The sequence below is a fragment of the Candidatus Cardinium hertigii genome, from assembly GCF_003176915.1.
Classification (GTDB): domain Bacteria; phylum Bacteroidota; class Bacteroidia; order Cytophagales; family Amoebophilaceae; genus Cardinium; species Cardinium hertigii_A.
The window spans coordinates 196,580-214,760 of the sequence record NZ_CP029619.1; the positions used below are offsets into that span (position 1 = coordinate 196,580).

Genomic DNA, 18,181 nt, shown 5'->3' on the forward strand with positions numbered 1-18,181 from the left:
TAAAGACATTATACTTACTCGGTAAGCTAACTAGAAAGGACCTCTTCACAAATACGCTGCATTTCTGCTAGCCATTGCGGAGGAGCCTTATGGTTTTTCCCCCACGGTATATAAAAAGCTAAGGTTTCTTTAGCTATACGTTGTTGGTCAGATGGCTTACGGACAGATAACGTACGCATATTATGCAATCTATCCGCTAGCTTTACTTGTACTACACGTGTATCCCTACATTGATGAAGTATATTTTTATTTTCTACCTTATCTAATTCCCACGGATACCCATTGGTATTATAATGGGTAACCTGATCGACAATAGCAGCTACCTTAGCGCCATACATCAGCTCCAGCTGAGGTAGCGTAACAGGCGTATCTTCTACGATATCATGCAGTAAACCTGCCAGGATGGTGTCGGGATCCTGGGTAACCTCCAACAGCAGCTTGGCTACTGCCATCGGATGGGTATAGTAGGGAGCCCCTGATTTGCGCCGTACTAAACCATGGGCCTTTTTAATAAAGGCAATGGTTTGCTCTATAAGCTCCTCCTTAAGCGTAGTTTGTGCCGTAAGTAAGGCTATTAGCTCCTGCTCTTGCGCCAAGCTTTCTGCTGTTTCAGCTAGGGCATTGGCTACCAGATCAGCAGGATCATATGTCTTAAAGCGCATAACTTTACGGCCGTCCAGCGGGAATACGTAAAGGCAGCTTACCTTTGTTGGGCTTTCTATTATTTCCACATAGCCCCCGTGGGCTTCTACGATTTGTTTACTTTCTAGTTGATAAAATTGCGCTTCACTAGCAGGTAGGGCAGTATTTGCGTTCCATTCTGTGATACGATAGCTGGGTTTTAGGTTTGGTAGGCTTGTATCCGTACTAAAACAGAAAGCCAGCGCAGGTAAAATTAAGGAAGGGAGATCAGCCTCAGTTTCTGTTGCTAAACCATACTGCAAGGTAGTAGCGGCAAGGGTTAAGGTTACGATATGATCGGTAGCTGGTTGGCTCTTGCTGATTGCCCATAGGTTAAGCAGCAGCAAACATGCCAATAACGCGGGATCGACTATAATTTCAGCTATGGGTGTTTGTTTACGCAATAGCAACGCTAGCGGTTCCCCCAAATCCAATATTTGCTGATTTACTTTTAAGATAGTTGGTTCAAGTGGGATGGGCTGAATAGATTTTTTATTAAGTTTTAGGTTCCGTTCTTCTTGGGCTCTCCATGCCAGACAATCGCTGAATTTTTGTAGTTTCTTGTTAAAGCGCGTTATTTCGCTTCGTATACCAGACGGATCTTGCTTATAAAGCGTGTCAGCAGTTTCTTGTAAGGTATCCCCCATTGCTCGTAAAAGGGTACCCCCAGCAGTGGCATCCAATCTAGCCCAATGCGCTTGGCTATAGATGGCTTCTAAGGAAATCCTTTGTTCATAGGTTCTAGTAAGTTCGATAATTTTAAGTTTAGCAGTTGCTTTGTCTCGTAGGTATTTATACAGGAGAAATCCTACCAGTGTGATTGATACAAGAGCTGTTGTTAACATAAGTTCTATTACAGAAGCCTTCTTAAGGCTTCCCCAAAATAAATCAACAAAATTTATATAAGGAGGTAAAAATTTATGGATTACTAAAACACAAAGTAATAGCATACTACTGCCTTCCACGGATAGTAATACAATAGATAAGCTTATGCTAGCTATAAGAAGCGCACAAACCATAGGGCTATAGTGTCCTAGTTTAGCAAATTGGAGGGGCGTTATAAAAAGCAGAAGAAACAATAGCATAGGCCATAAGTTATGCAATAGCGGTGTCCCGCCTTTTTGATAGGTATGCAGGGCTGGGTAGAGCGCTAGGATGGTTCCCAAGGCCATCACAGCCATATAGAGGTATACATAGGGAAGAAAATACTGCCTTTGGATAAAGCACAATGCGATAATGGCATTGATAATGGTATAGCTGCCGACTGCTACAAAGGTGCGTTCTTGGGTAGGAAAGATGCTTACACGATAGGAGCTTGTAAAAAGCATTTTAAGCCGTCGCATCCGTGTCGACCACCAGCGTTTGGTGATTTGGTTTTGTAAATCCCAGGCACTGCTATCTGGGATACCTACCCAACCGGTATGGGGGCATTTGGGAAGCAGGTAATGAAGGGCAAATAAGCTACCTGCGCTTATAATCATTGAAAGGATGATTTGATTATGGGTTACAGCTTGTTTTTGATAAAAAATAAAATAGGTTGCTACGATTATGTTCAAACCCATAACTATGCGCACAGCAAGGGATCTAGGCCTAAATCCCAAACAAGCTATTATAAAGGGAACCGATACAGTTGGCCAATAAAAGTAGTACGTTTTGTGCATTAATTGAATAATACTACTCGTATGGAATACCAGCAGGAGGCTAATGATTCCTATACCCATAGAGGCAATACGTACCATGCGCAGGGAGCAATTGTTGTGCAACTTGGTAGACCTAGCTATAAAAGGCCATAGATCATTCGTAAATAAAACAGAGGCAATATGTAAGTGAGAATCAGCGGTAGACATCAACAATGCCAGCATAGCCGTTACCAATATACCCAACATACCAGGGAAATAGGAAAGGGAAAGAATATAATGGAAGACATTCTGATTGGATGGAATGCTATCTCCATGTATATGTAAAGCTGCTGCAACACTAAAAATAAGCAAAGCTATCACACAGGGAGCTATGGTAATTTTGTTAAAAACTTTTGCAGCTTGCCCTACGGAGGAAGCCATATAAAATCGTTGAATGTAGGCAGGTATAACCATAACTAAAAGCCTAAATATAAAACCAGGAAGTAAACTTGTTAAGGTATGCGCTGTGCACATCTTGTTTGGGTTAAACTGAGGTAGAGCAGTAAGTTTTTGCCAGCCTGTTGCTAAATCTTCAGTAGAAAATAGCAGAACGAAAATGAGCAGAGGAAAACAGAGCCCAAAAAGAAGAAATTGGTAGACATCGGTTATGGCTACCGCTCTCGCCCCTCCAAATGAAGCATAAGCGATAACCAATAGGGTTAAAAGTATGGTTGAATAAGTTTGCAAGGAAATTATTTTAGGAAATAGAATGGACATCATTTCAAAACCAACCTTAATCTGGGTGGTTAGATAGGCGATAGCTAATAGGATACTAAGAAGGGCGGTAATAATGCGAGCAGCTGAACCATATAAGCTTCCCATAGATTCTGCTATAGAAAAATGTTTCTCGAATTCTTTCATTCTTGGAATAGTAACCCTGGAAAAAAGATAGAGCATAGGAACTATTAGAATAGAGTGCGCAATAAGTATTTCAAAGCCTTGTCGATAGTTCTGATCTAGGATAACCCCCAGATGTGAACCGCCATATATAGTAGCTATAAGGGAAATAGCAATTACGCTGGTAGACATTTTTCTGTTTCCTACGGCATACTCTTGAAAAGTCTTGATACCTCTACCGTAATAAATTCCAATAAACAGCGTGCCTATTAAGGATAACCCTATAATCATAAAATCAATATGCCTTACCATCTCTCTTTTATTTTATTGCGTTGTAATAATTTATCTTACTATGGTTTATACGTACTACTTGCTTTTATTTACAGAAAGATAATTATTATGCCCAATAATAACTATTAATTATTGTGCAAAAACCTATACCTGTACTAACGCGTAGTAGCCTATTAGCCTCTACAGGGTAAGGGCTTTGGCGCGGGAAAGGAAAAGAAACTTGCGTAAAGACATTATACTTACTCGGTAAGCTAACTAGAAAGGACCTCTTCACAAATACGCTGCATTTCTGCTAGCCATTGCGGAGGAGCCTTATGGTTTTTCCCCCACGGTATATAAAAAGCTAAGGTTTCTTTAGCTATACGTTGTTGGTCGGCTGGCTTACGGACAGATAACGTACGCATATTATGCAATCTATCCGCTAGCTTTACTTGTACTACACGTATGTCTGAACATGCATCAAGTATGCTTTGCGCTGTTGGATCATCCCATTCCCACGGATACCCATTGGTATTATAATGGGTAACCTGATCGACAATAGCAGCTACCTTAGCGCCATACATCAGCTCCAGCTGAGGTAGCGTAACAGGTGTATCCTCTACGATATCATGCAACAAACCCGCTAAAATGGTAGCGGGATCCTGGGTAGCCTCCAATAGCAGCTTGGCTACTGCCATCGGATGGGTATAGTAGGGAGCCCCTGATTTGCGCCGTACTAAACCATGGGCCTTTTTAATAAAGGCAATGGTTTCCTGTATAAGCTCCTCCTTAAGCGTAGTTTGTGCCGTAAGTAAGGCTATTAGCTCCTGCTCTTGCGCCAAGCTTTCTGCTGTTTCAGCTAGGGCATTGGCTACCAGATCAGCAGGATCATATGTCTTAAAGCGCATAACTTTACGGCCGTCCAGCGGGAATACGTAAAGGCAGCTTACCTTTGTTGGGCTTTCTATTATTTCCACATAGCCCCCGTGGGCTTCTACGATTTGTTTACTTTCTAGTTGATAAAATTGCGCTTCACTAGCAGGTAGGGCAGTATTTGCGTTCCATTCTGTGATACGATAGCTGGGTTTTAGGTTTGGTAGGCTTGTATCCGTACTAAAACAGAAAGCCAGCGCAGGTAAAATTAAGGAAGGGAGATCAGCCGCAGTTTCTGCTGCCAAACTATACTGCAAGGTAGTAGCGGTAAGGGTTAAGGTTACGATGTGATCGGTAGCTGGTTGGCCCTTGCTGATTGCCCATAGGTTGAGCAGCAGCAAGCACTCCAATAACGCGGGATCGACTATAATTTCAGCTACGTCTGTTTGTTTCCGCAATAAGAGCGCTAACGGTTCCCCTAAATCCAATATTTGCTGGTTTACTTTTAAGATAGTTGGTTCAAGTGGGATGGGCTGTATTAATTTTTTATTAAGCTTTAGGCTCCGTTCTTCTTGGGCTCTCCATGCCAGACAATCGCTGAATTTTTGTAGTTTCTTGTTAAAGGATGCTATTTCGCTTCGTATACCAGACGGATCTTGCTTATAAAGCGTGTCAGCAGTTTCTTGTAAGGTATCGCCCATTGCTCGTAAAAGGGCACCTCCAGCAGTGGCATCCAATCTAGCCCAATGCGCTTGGCTATAGATGGCTTCTAAGGAAATCCTTTGTTCATAGGTTCTAGTAAGTTCGATAATTTTAAGTTTAGCAGTTGCTTTGTCTCGTAGGTATTTATAAATACCAAAGCCTATTATGGCAGCCGTTATAAAGACAAAAGCTAACACAAGTTCTATGACAGAAGCATGCTTAAGACTTTCCCAAAATAAATCAACAAAATTTACATAAGGAGGTAAAAATTTATGGATTACTAAAGCACAAAGTAATAGTATGCTACTGCATTCCACGGATAGTAATACAATAGATAGGCTTATGCTAGCTATAAGAAGCGCACAAACCATAGGGCTATAGTGTCCTAGTTTAGCAAATTGGAGGGGCGCTATAAAAAGCAGAAGAAACAATAGCATAGGCCATAGATCATGCAATAGCGGAATTCCTCCCTTTCGATAAGCATGCAGGGCTGGGTAGAGCGCTAGGATGGTTCCCAAGGCCATCACAGCCATATAGAGGTATACATAGGGAAGGAAATACTGCCTTTGGATAAAGCACAAAGCGATAATGGCATGAAGGATGGTGTAGCCGCCTACCGCTATAAAAGTACGTTCTTGGGTAGGGAAAACACTTACACGATAGGACCTGGTAAAAAGTGTTTTAAGCCGTTGCACCCGTTCCAACCACCAGCGTTTGGTGATTTGGTTTTGTAAATCCCAGGCACTGCTATCTGGGATACCTACCCAACCGGTATGGGGGCATTTGGGAAGCAGGTAATGAAGGGCAAATAAGCTACCTGCGCTTACAATAATTGGAATGAAAATATGATCATGTGATACAACTTGCTTTTGATAAAAAATAAGATAGGCTGCTATGTTCAAACCCATTACTATTAATACAACAAGGGGTCTTGGTCTGAATCCCCAGCAAGCTATTATAAAAGGAATCGAAACAGCTGGGTCATAAAGCTGGCGTGCTTTGTATATTAATTGCAGAATATCGTTCGTACAGAATACCATCAGGAGGCTGATCATCCCTATACAAATGGAGGCGATGCGTACAATTTTAAGCGAGTAATTATGCGACTTGGTAACCCCGGCTACAAAAGGCCATAGGTCATTGGTAAATAAAACAGAGGCAATATGTAAGCTAGAATCAGCGGTAGACATCAACAATGCAAGCATAGCCGTTACCAATAGACCTGTCATACCAGGGAAATAGGCAAGGGAAAGGATATAGTGGAGGACGTTCTGATTGGGTGGAATGCTATCGCCATGTATATGTAAAGCTGCTGTAACGCTGAAAATGAGTAAAGCTATCACACAAGGAATTATGGCAATTTTATTAAAAACTCTTACAGCTTGTCCTACAGAAGCAGCCATATAAAACCGTTGTATATAGTGAGGCATAAGCATAAATATATGCCTAAACATAAAATCAGATAGTAAAATTGTTAAGGTATGCCCTGTGCACATTTTATTTAGATTATACTGCGGTACAGCAGTAAGTTTTTGCCAGCCCGCTGCTAAATCTTCCGTAGAAAATAGCAGAACGAAAATGAGCAGAGGGAAACAGAGCCCAAAAAGAAGAAATTGGTAGACATCGGTTATAGCTACCGCTCTAGCCCCTCCAAATGTAGCATATGCTATAACTAATAGGCTTAAAAGTATGGTTGAATAGGTTTGGAATGGTATTATTTTAGGGAATAGGATGGCTATAATTTCAAATCCAACCTTAATCTGGATGGTTAAATTAGCGATAGCTAAAGTGATACCAAGTAGGGCGGTAATGATGCGCGCGGCTGACCCATATACGCTTCCCATAGATTCTGCTATAGACAGATGCCCTACGAATCTTTTCATTCTTGGAATGATAAATCGGGAAAAGAAATAGATCATAGCAACTATTACAACGGATTGCCTATTAAGTCTTTCAAAACCTAGCCGATAGCTATCATCCAGGCCAGCTAATAGCGTTCTACCACCATACACAGTAGCTATAAAAGAAATAGCAATTACACTGGTAGCCGTTTTCCTATTCCCTACAGCATAATCCTGGAAAGTCTGAACACCTCTCCCATAATAAATTCCAATGACCAAAGTGCCTATTAAGGATAACCCTATAATCATTACATCAATATGCCCTAGCATCTCTCTTTTATTTTATTACGTTATAATAAATTTACCTTACTATGTTCTATAAAGTATTACCTGTTTTTATTTACAGAAAAAATTTGTTATACCTACATAATATCTGTTTTTTTGTGAAAAAAACTGTACCTATAGCAGTTCTTTACACCTATTAAAATGCACAAGTAGATTTTTTATACAGAAGAAATGGTGCCTATGTGTAAAGGAAATACCACATTTACTTTTACTATATAAGCTAACTAGAAAGGACCTCTTCACAAATACGCTGTATTTCTGCTAGCCATTGCTGAGGTACGTGGTGCTTTGTTCCCCATGGTATATAGAAAGCTAAGGTTTCTTTAGCTATACGTTGTTGGTCGGCTGGCTTACGGGCAGATAACGTACGCATATTATGCAATCTATCCGCTAGCTTTACTTGTACTACACGTATGTCTGAACATGCATCAAGTATGCTTTGCGCTGTTGGATCATCCCATTCCCACGGATACCCATTGGTATTATAATGGGTAACCTGATCGACAATAGCAGCTACCTTAGCGCCATACATCAGCTCCAGCTGATGTAGCGTAACAGGTGTATCCTCTACGATATCATGCAACAAACCCGCTAAAATGGTAGCGGGATCCTGGGTAGCCTCCAATAGCAGCTTGGCTACTGCCATCGGATGGGTATAGTAGGGAGCCCCTGATTTGCGCCGTACTAAACCATGGGCCTTTTTAATAAAGGCAATGGTTTGCTGTATAAGCTCCTCCTTAAGTGTAGTTTGTGCCGTAAGTAACCCTATCAATTCCTGCTCTTGCGTTAAACTTTCCACTGTTTCAGCTATCGTATTAGCTACCAGATCAGTAGGATTATACGTTTTAAAACGCATAACCTTACGGCCGTCCAGCGGGAATACGTAAAGGCAGCTTACCTTTGTTGGGCTTTCTATTATTTCCACATAGCCCCCGTGGGCTTCTACGATTTGTTTACTTTCTAGTTGATAAAATTGCGCTTCACTAGCAGGTAGGGCAGTATTTGCGTTCCATTCTGTGATACGATAGCTGGGTTTTAGGTTTGGTAGGCTTGTATCCGTACTAAAACAGAAAGCCAGCGCAGGTAAAATTAAGGAAGGGAGATCAGCCGCAGTTTCTGCTGCCAAACTATACTGCAAGGTAGTAGCGGTAAGGGTTAAGGTTACGATGTGATCGGTAGCTGGTTGGCCCTTGCTGATTGCCCATAGGTTGAGCAGCAGCAAGCACTCCAATAACGCGGGATCGACTATAATTTCAGCTACGTCTGTTTGTTTCCGCAATAAGAGCGCTAACGGTTCCCCTAAATCCAATATTTGCTGGTTTACTTTTAAGATAGTTGGTTCAAGTGGGATGGGCTGTATTAATTTTTTATTAAGCTTTAGGCTCCGTTCTTCTTGGGCTCTCCATGCCAGACAATCGCTGAATTTTTGTAGTTTCTTGTTAAAGGATGCTATTTCGCTTCGTATACCAGACGGATCTTGCTTATAAAGCGTGTCAGCAGTTTCTTGTAAGGTATCGCCCATTGCTCGTAAAAGGGCACCTCCAGCAGTGGCATCCAATCTAGCCCAATGCGCTTGGCTATAGATGGCTTCTAAGGAAATCCTTTGTTCATAGGTTCTAGTAAGTTCGATAATTTTAAGTTTAGCAGTTGCTTTGTCTCGTAGGTATTTATAAATACCAAAGCCTATTATGGCAGCCGTTATAAAGACAAAAGCTAACACAAGTTCTATGACAGAAGCATGCTTAAGACTTTCCCAAAATAAATCAACAAAATTTACATAAGGAGGTAAAAATTTATGGATTACTAAAGCACAAAGTAATAGTATGCTACTGCATTCCACGGATAGTAATACAATAGATAGGCTTATGCTAGCTATAAGAAGCGCACAAACCATAGGGCTATAGTGTCCTAGTTTAGCAAATTGGAGGGGCGCTATAAAAAGCAGAAGAAACAATAGCATAGGCCATAAGTTATGCAATAGCGGTGTCCCGCCTTTTTGATAGGTATGCAGGGCTGGGTAGAGCGCTAAGATGGTTCCCAAGGCCATCACAGCCATATAGAGGTATACATAGGGAAGAAAATACTGCCTTTGGATAAAGCACAATGCGATAATGGCATTGATAATGGTATAGCTGCCGACTGCTACAAAGGTACGTTCTTGGGTAGGGAAAACACTTACACGATAGGAGCTGGTAAAAAGTGTTTTAAGCCGTTGCACCCGTTCCAACCACCAGCGTTTGGTGATTTGATTTTGTAAATCCCAGGCACTGCTATCTGGGATACCTACCCAACCGGTATGGGGGCATTTGGGAAGCAGGTAATGAAGGGCAAATAAGCTACCTGCGTTTACAATCATTGAAAGGACAATATGATTATGTGATAAAGCTTGTTTTTGATAAAAAATAATATAGACTGCTATGAGTATGCTCAAACACATGGCTGCTAGCACAGCAAGGGATCTAGGCCTAAATCCCAAACAAGCTAGCATAAAAGGAACCGAGACAGCTGGCCAATAGAAGTAGAACGATTTGTATAATAATTGCAGAATACTGGTCGTATGTAACACCATTAAGAGGCTGATTATCCCTATGCAAATAGAGACGATACGTACAATTTTAAGCGATTGTTTATCCGACTTGGGAAACCCAACTATAAAAGGCCACAGGTCATTTGTAAATAAAACAGAGGCAACATGCAAGGAGGAATCAGCAGTAGACATCAGCAATGCTAGCATAGCCGTTACCAATAGGCCTAACATACCAGGGAAATAGGCAAGTGAAAGAATATAGTGAAGGACATTCTGATTGGGTGGAATATTAATCCCATGTATATATAAAGCTGCTGTAACACAGAAAATAAGCGAAACTATTACACAGGGAGCTATGGCCATTTTGTTAAAAACTTTTGTAGCTTGCCCTACAGAAGAAGCCATATAAAACCGTTGTATATAGGGAGTCATAACCGGGCCCAAAAGCCTAAATATAAAACCAGGTAGTAAAGCGCTTAGGGTATATCTTGTGCACATCTTGCTTAGGTTAAACTGCGGTACAGCGATAAATTTTTGCCAGCCCGCTGCTAAATCTTCAGTAGAAAATAGCAGCACGAAAATGAGCAGAGGGAAGCAGAGCCCAAAAAGAAGAAATTGGTAGACATCGGTTATGGCTACGGCTCTCGCTCCTCCAAATGTAGCATACATGATAACCAATAGAATTAAAAGTATGGTTGAATAGGTTTGAAGTTGTACTACTTTAGGAAATAGAATAGCTGTAATTTCAAGGCCAACTTTGATCTGAGTGGTTAAATAGGCGATAGCCAAGATGATACCAAGTAGAGCGGTAATGATGCGGACAGCTGATCCATATAAGCTTCCCATAGATTCTGCTATAGACAGATGCCCCATGAATTCCTTCATTCTTGGCGTAATAAACCTGGAAAAAAAATACATGATGGAAGCCACACTAAAAAAGATGCAATACGTCTTTAAGCCTTGTCGATAGCTCTGATCCAACCTAAGCTGCAAGGTTTCACCACCATACACAGTAGCTATCAGTGAAATAGCAATTATACTGGTAGCCATTTTTCTGTTTCCTATAGCATAATCCTGGAAAGTCTTGATACTTCTACCGTAGTAAATCCCAATGACCAGTGTCCCTATTAAGAATAATCCTATAATCATTAAATCAATATGCCTTACCATCTATCTTTTATTTTATTACGTTGTAACAAAAGTACCTTACTATGATTTTCATATATACTACCTGTTTTTATTTACATAGTAAAAAATAATTATTTGCCTAATAAATAACTATTAATTATTGTACAAAACCCTATGCCTACTGTAGGCTAAGGAAGCCCGTGTAAAAACGCTATAGTTACTAGGTAAGCTATTTAGCAATAATCTCTTCACAAATACGCTGCATTTCTGCTAGCCATTGCGGAGGAGCCTGATGGCTTTTCCCCCATGGTATATAAAAAGCTAAGGTTTCTTTAGCTATACGTTGTTGGTCGGCTGGCTTACGGACAGATAACGTACGCATGTTATGCAATCTATCCGCTAGCTTTACTTGTACTACACGTATGTCTCTACATTGATGAAGTATATTTTTATTTGCTACCTTATCTAATTCCCACGGATACCCATTGGTATTGTAGTGGGTAACCTGATCGACCACAGCAGCTACTTCACTGCCATACATCAGCTCCAGCTGAGGTAGTGTAACAGGCGTATCTTCTACGATATCATGCAGTAAACCTGCCAGGATGATGTCGGGATCCTGGGTAACCTCCAATAGCAGCTTGGCTACTGCCATCGGATGGGTATAGTAGGGAGACCCTGATTTACGCCGTACTAAACCATGGGCCTTTTTAATAAAGGCAATGGTTTGCTGTATAAGCTCCTCCTTAAGCGTAGTTTGTGCCGTAAGTAACCCTATCAATTCCTGCTCCTGCGCCAAGCTTTCCGCTGTTTCAGATATTTTATTAGCCACAAGATCAACAGGATCATATGTCTTAAAGCGCATAACTTTACGGCCGTCCAGCGGGAATACGTAAAGGCAACTTACCTGCGTTGGGCTTTCTATTATTTCCACATAGCCCCCGTGGGCTTCTACGATTTGTTTGCTTTCTAGTTGATAAAACTGCGCTTCACTAGCAGGTAGGGTAATATTTGCGTTCATTGCTGTGATACGATAGCTGGGTTTTAGGTTTGGTAGACTTGTATCCGTACTAAAACAGAAAGCCAGCGCAGGTAAAATTAAGGAAGGGAGATCAGCCGTGGTTTCTGCTGCCAAACCATACTGCAAGGTAGTAGCGGCGAGGGTTAAGGTTACGATGTGATCGGTAGCTGGTTGGCCCTTGCTGATTGCCCATAGGTTGAGCAGCAGCAAGCACTCCAATAACGCGGGATCTACTACTATTTCAGCTACGTCTGTTTGTTTCCGCAATAAGAGCGCTAACGGTTCCCCTAAATCCAATATTTGCTGGTTTACTTTTAAGATAGTTGATTCAAGTGGGATGGGCTGTATTAATTTTTTATTAAGCTTTAGGCTCCGTTCTTCTTGGGCTCTCCATGCCAGACAATCGCTGAATTTTTGTAGTTTCTTGTTAAAGAGCGTTATTTCATTTTCTACTTTATGCGGATCATTCCTTGCAATAGGACACAAAGTTTCTTGCAGGTTAACTCCCATTTCTCGTAAGAGAGTACCTCCAGCAGTGGCATCCAATCTAGCCCAATGCGCTTGGCTATAGATGGCTTCTAAGGAAATCCTTTGTTCATAGGTTCTAGTAAGTTCGATAATTTTAAGTTTAGCGGTTGCTTTGTCTCGTAGGTATTTATACAAGACAAATCCTACTAGCGTGCTTGCTACAACTGCTGTCGCTAATACAAGTTCTATGACAGAAGCATGCCTAAAGCTTTCCCAAAATAAGTCCATAAAACGTATAGGAAGCAAGAATCTATGGATTAGTAAAGCACAAAGTAATAGCATACTACTGCATTCCACGGATAGTAATACAATAGATAGGCTTATGCTAGCTATAAGAAGCGCACAAACCATAGGGCTATAGTGTCCTAGTTTAGCAAATTGGAGGGGCGCTATAAAAAGCAGAAGAAACAATAGCATAGGCCATAGATCATGCAATAGCGGAATTCCTCCCTTTCGATAAGCATGCAGGGCTGGGTAGAGCGCTAGGATCGTTCCCAAGGCCATCACAGCCATATAGAGGTATACATAGGGAAGGAAATACTGCCTTTGGATAAAGCACAATGCGATAATGGAATTAAGGATGGTATAGCTGCCGACTGCTACAAAGGTGCGTTCTTGGGTAGGGAAAACACTTACACGATAGGAGCTGGTAAAAAGTGTTTTAAGCCGTTGCACCCGTTCCAACCACCAGCGTTTGGTGATTTGATTTTGTAAATCCCAGGCACTGCTATCTGGGATACCTACCCAACCGGTATGGGGGCGTTTGGGAAGCAGGTAATGAAGGGCAAATAAGCTGCCTGCGCTTACAATAATTGGAATGAAAATATGATCATGTGATACAACTTGCTTTTGATAAAAAATAAGATAGGCTGCTATGTTCAAACCCATGACTATTAATACAACAAGGGGTCTTGGTCTAAATCCCCAGCAAGCTATTATAAAAGGAATCGAAACAGCTGGGTCATAAAGCTGGCGTGCTTTGTATATTAATTGCAGAATATCGTTCGTACAGAATACCATCAGGAGGCTGATCATCCCTATACAAATGGAGGCGATGCGTACAATTTTAAGCGAGTAATTATGCGACTTGGTAACCCCGGCTACAAAAGGCCATAGGTCATTGGTAAATAAAACAGAGGCAATATGCAGACTGGAATCAGCGGTAGACATCAGCAATGCGATCATCGCCGTTACTAGTATGCCTAGCATACCAGGGAAATAGGCAAAGGAAAGGATATAGTGGAAGACGTTTTGATTGGATGGAATGCTATCCCCATGTATATGTAAAGCTGCTGTAACACAGAAAATGACCAAAGCTATTACGCATGGCATGATAGCAATTTTGTTAAAAACTTTTGTTGCTTGCCCTATAGAAGCAGCCATATAAAACCGTTGTATGTAGTCAGGCATAACTATAAATACATGCCTAAACATAAAATCAGATAGTAAAATTGTTAGGGTATGCCCTGTGCACATTTTGTTTGGGTTAAATTGTGGTAGAGCGGTAAATTTTTGCCAGCCCGCTGCTAAATCTTTCGTAGAAAATAGCAGAACGAAAATGAGCAGAGGGAAACAGAGCCCAAAAAGGAGAAATTGATACACATCGGTTATGGCTACCGCTCTAGCCCCTCCAAATGTAGCATATGCTATAACCAATAGGCTTAAAAGTATGGTTGAGTAGGTTTGGAATGGTATTATTTTAGGAAATAGGATGGCTATAATTTCAAGTCCAACCTTAATCTGGATGGTTAAATTAGCGATAGCTAAAGTGATACCAAGTAGCGCGGTAATGATGCGCGCAGCTGACCCATATACGCTTCCCATAGATTCTGCTATAGACAGATGCCCCATGAATCCCTTCATTCTTGGAATGATAAATCGGGAAAAGAAATAGATCATAGCAACTACTATAATGGATAATCTCATAAGTCTTTCAAAACCTAGCCGATAGCTATCATCCAGGCCAGCTAATAGCGTTCTACCGCCATACATAGTAGCTATAAAAGAGATAGCAATCACACTGGTAGCCATTTTTCTTTTTCCTACGGCATAATCCTGGAAAGTCTTAACACCTCTCCCGTAATAAATTCCAATAAACAGCGTGCCTATTAAGGATAACCCTATAATCATAAAATCAATATGCCTTGCCATTTGTTTTTTACTTTATTGCGTTGTAACGAACTTATCTTAGCTAAGTTTATAATGACTATTTATTTTATTTACAGAAAAATAATTACTATACCTAATAGCAACTATTAATTATTTTGCTAAGGAAAAGACCTATGTTTACTGCATGGATGCAAACGAAGGAAGTGACAAAGCGGAAGAACTTTTTAAAGAATGGGAAAAAATGGGAGGAGATATCCGATTCTCACTACGAAACAATAAAAGCACTAAGGATTGGTAGAGACAGTATTGCAGACAATTGGATAAGAGAAAAATACCAAGAAAGTGACAAGACCATTTCTGAAGAGGCATTTATAAAGGAACAGGAAGGTCGTTGTGTAGCTGCGTTAGCAGAGAAATCAGAACATTTTAGACGAAGAGCGTTTAGAATATAAAATTCTACAATGGTGATTTTTCTTTTGTACTGCCCATTAGCCCCATAGAATAGGGCTAATACAACTGATTCAATATACATGCAAAGTATTATAGCTTATCCTTAAGGGCAGCAAGATTAGTATATTTTTTGTCTATATAAGCTTTATAAGCTTGTACCGCTATAGCATTTCCTGTAACATGCTGAATAATTTGTGCTACATTATACACCCTACCAAATCGATAAATCTGCTCACGTAACCAATCACGCATAACAAGAAAATTTCCCATAGCTATTACGTGTGCTACCTGTAGTATCCAAGTTAATAGCAGCTAGTATAGTCGGATAAATGGGAATGATAAATATGCCATTGACTGCTGCAACAGAAGCTAATAATATTTTGGGTGAAATGCCCAACGCTAAACCCAACGGAAATAATGCTTTAATAGTAGCCGCAGAACTACCCATCAAAGCAGACATCAACAACAACATAATAGAAAACTGCCAAGGTACTGAAAGATATTGCTTAATAAACTGCAACAAGACTTCCTTATTGCATGCTACAAAAGTACTGCTCAACCAAGCAGTACCCAAAAGGGAAAACATGCCCTGTACACCAGCTGAATTTGCCATATCTAGCAAAGAAACTTGACCTAATATATTGGATTTTATATAAATAAATGGATTGACTGTAGAATACCTCACACCAGATTGACCAGCTAAGTTTACTATATGTTCTATTTGATCGTAATACTTTTCTACATATCTTTTTAGGCCTTCTTTATCAGATATATCTAATTTAAAAAATTAAAATTATTCCCTAAATTTTTAAGATATCCTAACCTTTCTTCTTTTAACCTTATATCATAATAATCGTTCATATTATCTATTCCCAATACTCTATACCCCTAAGCAATAGTGATTTTGCTAAGTGAAATCCTATAAATCCTATTACCCCAGTTATAAGCGTTATATTTTGATCTGGTTTGTTCATAGTCTACTCATATTCTACAGTTAGACTTCCTTTGTATATTTTAATGATCCTATCAAATGAAACTAATTTTGTGCTCCTATGGGTAATGTACAGGATAGTTTTATCTCTTAAATGTTCAAAAAGTATAGGAATAAGTTGTGATTCTTCATGGTAATCAACGCCTGATGTTGGTTCATCGAATAGCATAAATGGTGCATTTTTCAATATCGCACGTGCAATACATATCTTTTGTCTTTGTCCACCTGATAATTTTAATCCAGAGCTTCCAGCATATGTCATATATCCATCTGTTAAAGAAGAGATAAAATCGTGACAACGTGCCTTTTTAGCTGCTTCTATAACTTCTTGATAAGTTGCATGTAGATTACCTAATCTGATGTTTTTGTATATACTGTTATTTAATAAAATGGGATTTTGTGGTACATAAGCTATGTGGCGGCACCAAGATAATTGGTTAAAATCCTGTATAGGCTCAAAGTTAACTAAAACTTCACCGCTTGTGGGTTTATAGAATCCTAGTACTAGATTAGCTATCGTCGATTTACCAGATCCAGATGGACCTATTAAGGCAATTTTTTCTTGTGGTTCAATCTTAAGATTGATACATGTTAAGAACGTATTGTTTGTAAATGAAAAACTTAGATTCTTTAGTTCAATAGCAATATTTTGATCATTAAATGTTTTTTTACGGCGTTCTACTGACAAGGATCTATTTTCATATAGATCATTTAAAGCCTGAGATAATATCCCAAAGCTCTTAATAGCATCTTTAATTCTTATAGAAAGAGAATGCAATTTTTCTTTTAATATCATAAAAATTGAAATTACCATCACTATTTTCTCAATCTTCATGTTATATATTGTATAGGATACACAACAAAATACCAAAGAAGCAGTTCCTAGAAGAAAAGTCATTATCTCCTGTAAGCAATAAGCATGAATAGTAGAAAGTTGAGCAAACTTATGCTTGTCTACATTGTCACTTAGTATATTTTTTATAAGTTCTTGTCTGTCTTTTTCATCTGTATAGATGCTCAGTGAAATAAAGTTCTCTATCGAGTTGACGATATAACCAGCTATATCAGATTCAACCTTCGAAAATGCTTTCCACTTTTTATGGCTAAAGGTTAAGACTTTTTTATGCATATAGTATATAATATACACCATACTAAAAATATTAATCCAAGCTATTTACTAAGCGTTATAAACATGACCGAGGCAACACATAAATTAACTGCTATGCTTAGAAAAATCCAGAAAATCATATCTAATAGAGTATCAATAGAAGTAGAAATTTGATTAAGCTTATTGAAAATTTCAACTGGAGAACGCATTGTAATAAAAGAAAAAGAACGATTCATCACAAAACTATAAAAGTAAGATTTTACATAACTCCTTGTATCTGATATAGGAATTATGAATATATATGCGGCTATTCTTAGGATTACTTCTCCTGCTAAAAAACAACCTAGAAAAGCCACCATCCAAAAGAATAGGTTATCATGACATCCTGACCCTTCATCAATTATTTTATTTAAGAAGTATGGCCATAACATACCCAAAGATCTACCTAGCATGATGAGTATACTTACTATTATAAAGTATACCCTGTGTCTACAAAGACAGGTAAGAATAATTTTTATAGCACTCATTTCAATTGCAATGGAAATTATTTAAGACAAAATCTTGTAAAGAAACTACCTAGATCGAATCATCAACTAATTGGCTGAACTCGTTTAAAAACTAATAATTTATCCTATCTTGATATACTTCTTGAATAGATTTAGGATTCGCAGCCCTTGCCCTCGCAGAGCCATTAGCACGCTGATCCAAAATCTCCTTTTCTACCCTTGCCATGTATTCTAATATGGATGCACTCATAACCTCACGTATTTCCTCCTTGCTAGGCGTTCTTCCAACTGCTCTCCTCTTTGTATATAGTCTTTCTAGGATAGTAGTCACTACTGCTGAATCGTTACGTAATCTTTCTACAATAATACCTCCTGCTTCTGGATCATTACAACTATAACCACCTTGTATTAAATCTATTATTGAGCGCTCCACCTCCTTTTGCAGTGCGCTTCGATTTTCCGCAGATTCCTCAAAATCGCAGGTATTGGTATAGGTTCTGTTTGTAGAGGGCCCTGGCTCTGAACCCACACTATTTCCCATATGGTAAGCAAAGGAACGGTTACATCCTGTTAAGAACAGAAGAA

The 18,181-nt window shown here is 39.6% G+C and carries 9 protein-coding genes and 1 pseudogene; 1 reads left to right on the forward strand and 9 read right to left on the reverse strand.

All coding sequences use genetic code 11. From position 1 onward, the window contains the following. Positions 1-26: 26 nt before the first annotated feature. From DK880_RS00845 to DK880_RS00860, 4 genes are all read right to left on the reverse strand, one after another. Entirely contained in the window at positions 27-3,509 is a 3,483-nt protein-coding gene (locus DK880_RS00845; protein ID WP_109996959.1) for a sodium:solute symporter family transporter, read from the reverse strand. A gap of 230 nt (positions 3,510-3,739) precedes the next feature. Further along, on the reverse strand, positions 3,740-7,213 hold the full coding sequence (locus tag DK880_RS00850) for a sodium:solute symporter family protein (protein ID WP_109996960.1): 3,474 nt from the start codon (positions 7,211-7,213) through the stop codon (positions 3,740-3,742). Positions 7,214-7,448: 235 nt separating this feature from the next. Beyond that, positions 7,449-10,925 (reverse strand): sodium:solute symporter family protein, encoded by a 3,477-nt coding sequence (locus DK880_RS00855; protein ID WP_109996961.1) that lies wholly within the window; start codon positions 10,923-10,925, stop codon positions 7,449-7,451. 187 nt (positions 10,926-11,112) lie between these two features. Next, positions 11,113-14,583, reverse strand: coding sequence for a sodium:solute symporter family protein (locus DK880_RS00860; RefSeq protein ID WP_109996962.1), 3,471 nt, complete (start codon positions 14,581-14,583; stop codon positions 11,113-11,115). 131 nt (positions 14,584-14,714) lie between these two features. Between DK880_RS00860 and DK880_RS00865 the strand changes: the two genes are divergently transcribed. Next, entirely contained in the window at positions 14,715-14,993 is a 279-nt protein-coding gene (locus tag DK880_RS00865) for a hypothetical protein (protein WP_109996963.1), read from the forward strand. Positions 14,994-15,081: 88 nt separating this feature from the next. Here DK880_RS00865 and DK880_RS00870 read toward each other — a convergent pair whose 3' ends face one another. From DK880_RS00870 to DK880_RS00890, 5 genes and pseudogenes are all read right to left on the reverse strand, one after another. Continuing rightward, the gene (locus DK880_RS00870; RefSeq protein WP_109996964.1) at positions 15,082-15,261 is read right to left on the reverse strand and encodes a hypothetical protein; all 180 of its coding nucleotides are present in this window, start codon (positions 15,259-15,261) and stop codon (positions 15,082-15,084) included. Beyond that, positions 15,236-15,766 (reverse strand): annotated as a pseudogene (locus tag DK880_RS00875) (anaerobic C4-dicarboxylate transporter family protein); the annotation flags it as partial. The gene DK880_RS00870 and the pseudogene DK880_RS00875, both read right to left, overlap by 26 nt. 202 nt (positions 15,767-15,968) lie before the next feature. Beyond that, positions 15,969-17,111: an ATP-binding cassette domain-containing protein gene (locus tag DK880_RS00880; protein WP_162534068.1), complete on the reverse strand. Its 1,143-nt coding sequence runs from the start codon at positions 17,109-17,111 to the stop codon at positions 15,969-15,971. Positions 17,112-17,152: 41 nt separating this feature from the next. Next, entirely contained in the window at positions 17,153-17,542 is a 390-nt protein-coding gene (locus tag DK880_RS00885; protein ID WP_109996967.1) for an ABC transporter ATP-binding protein, read from the reverse strand. A 166-nt stretch (positions 17,543-17,708) separates the two neighbouring features. After that, the gene (locus tag DK880_RS00890) at positions 17,709-18,125 is read right to left on the reverse strand and encodes a hypothetical protein (protein WP_204082273.1); all 417 of its coding nucleotides are present in this window, start codon (positions 18,123-18,125) and stop codon (positions 17,709-17,711) included. Between the last annotated feature and the right edge of the window lie 56 nt (positions 18,126-18,181).

What these genes read in the sequence shown, in the direction of transcription:
- DK880_RS00885 (WP_109996967.1), bottom strand. Translation starts at nt 17,542, where the DNA reads ATGCTAGGTAGATCTTTGGGTATGTTATGGCCATACTTCTTAAATAAA.
- DK880_RS00855 (WP_109996961.1), bottom strand. Translation starts at nt 10,925, where the DNA reads ATGGTAAGGCATATTGATTTAATGATTATAGGATTATTCTTAATAGGG.
- DK880_RS00860 (WP_109996962.1), bottom strand. Translation starts at nt 14,583, where the DNA reads ATGGCAAGGCATATTGATTTTATGATTATAGGGTTATCCTTAATAGGC.
- DK880_RS00870 (WP_109996964.1), bottom strand. Translation starts at nt 15,261, where the DNA reads ATGGGAAATTTTCTTGTTATGCGTGATTGGTTACGTGAGCAGATTTAT.
- DK880_RS00850 (WP_109996960.1), bottom strand. Translation starts at nt 7,213, where the DNA reads ATGCTAGGGCATATTGATGTAATGATTATAGGGTTATCCTTAATAGGC.
- DK880_RS00865 (WP_109996963.1), top strand. Translation starts at nt 14,715, where the DNA reads ATGTTTACTGCATGGATGCAAACGAAGGAAGTGACAAAGCGGAAGAAC.
- DK880_RS00880 (WP_162534068.1), bottom strand. Translation starts at nt 17,111, where the DNA reads ATGCATAAAAAAGTCTTAACCTTTAGCCATAAAAAGTGGAAAGCATTT.
- DK880_RS00845 (WP_109996959.1), bottom strand. Translation starts at nt 3,509, where the DNA reads ATGGTAAGGCATATTGATTTTATGATTATAGGGTTATCCTTAATAGGC.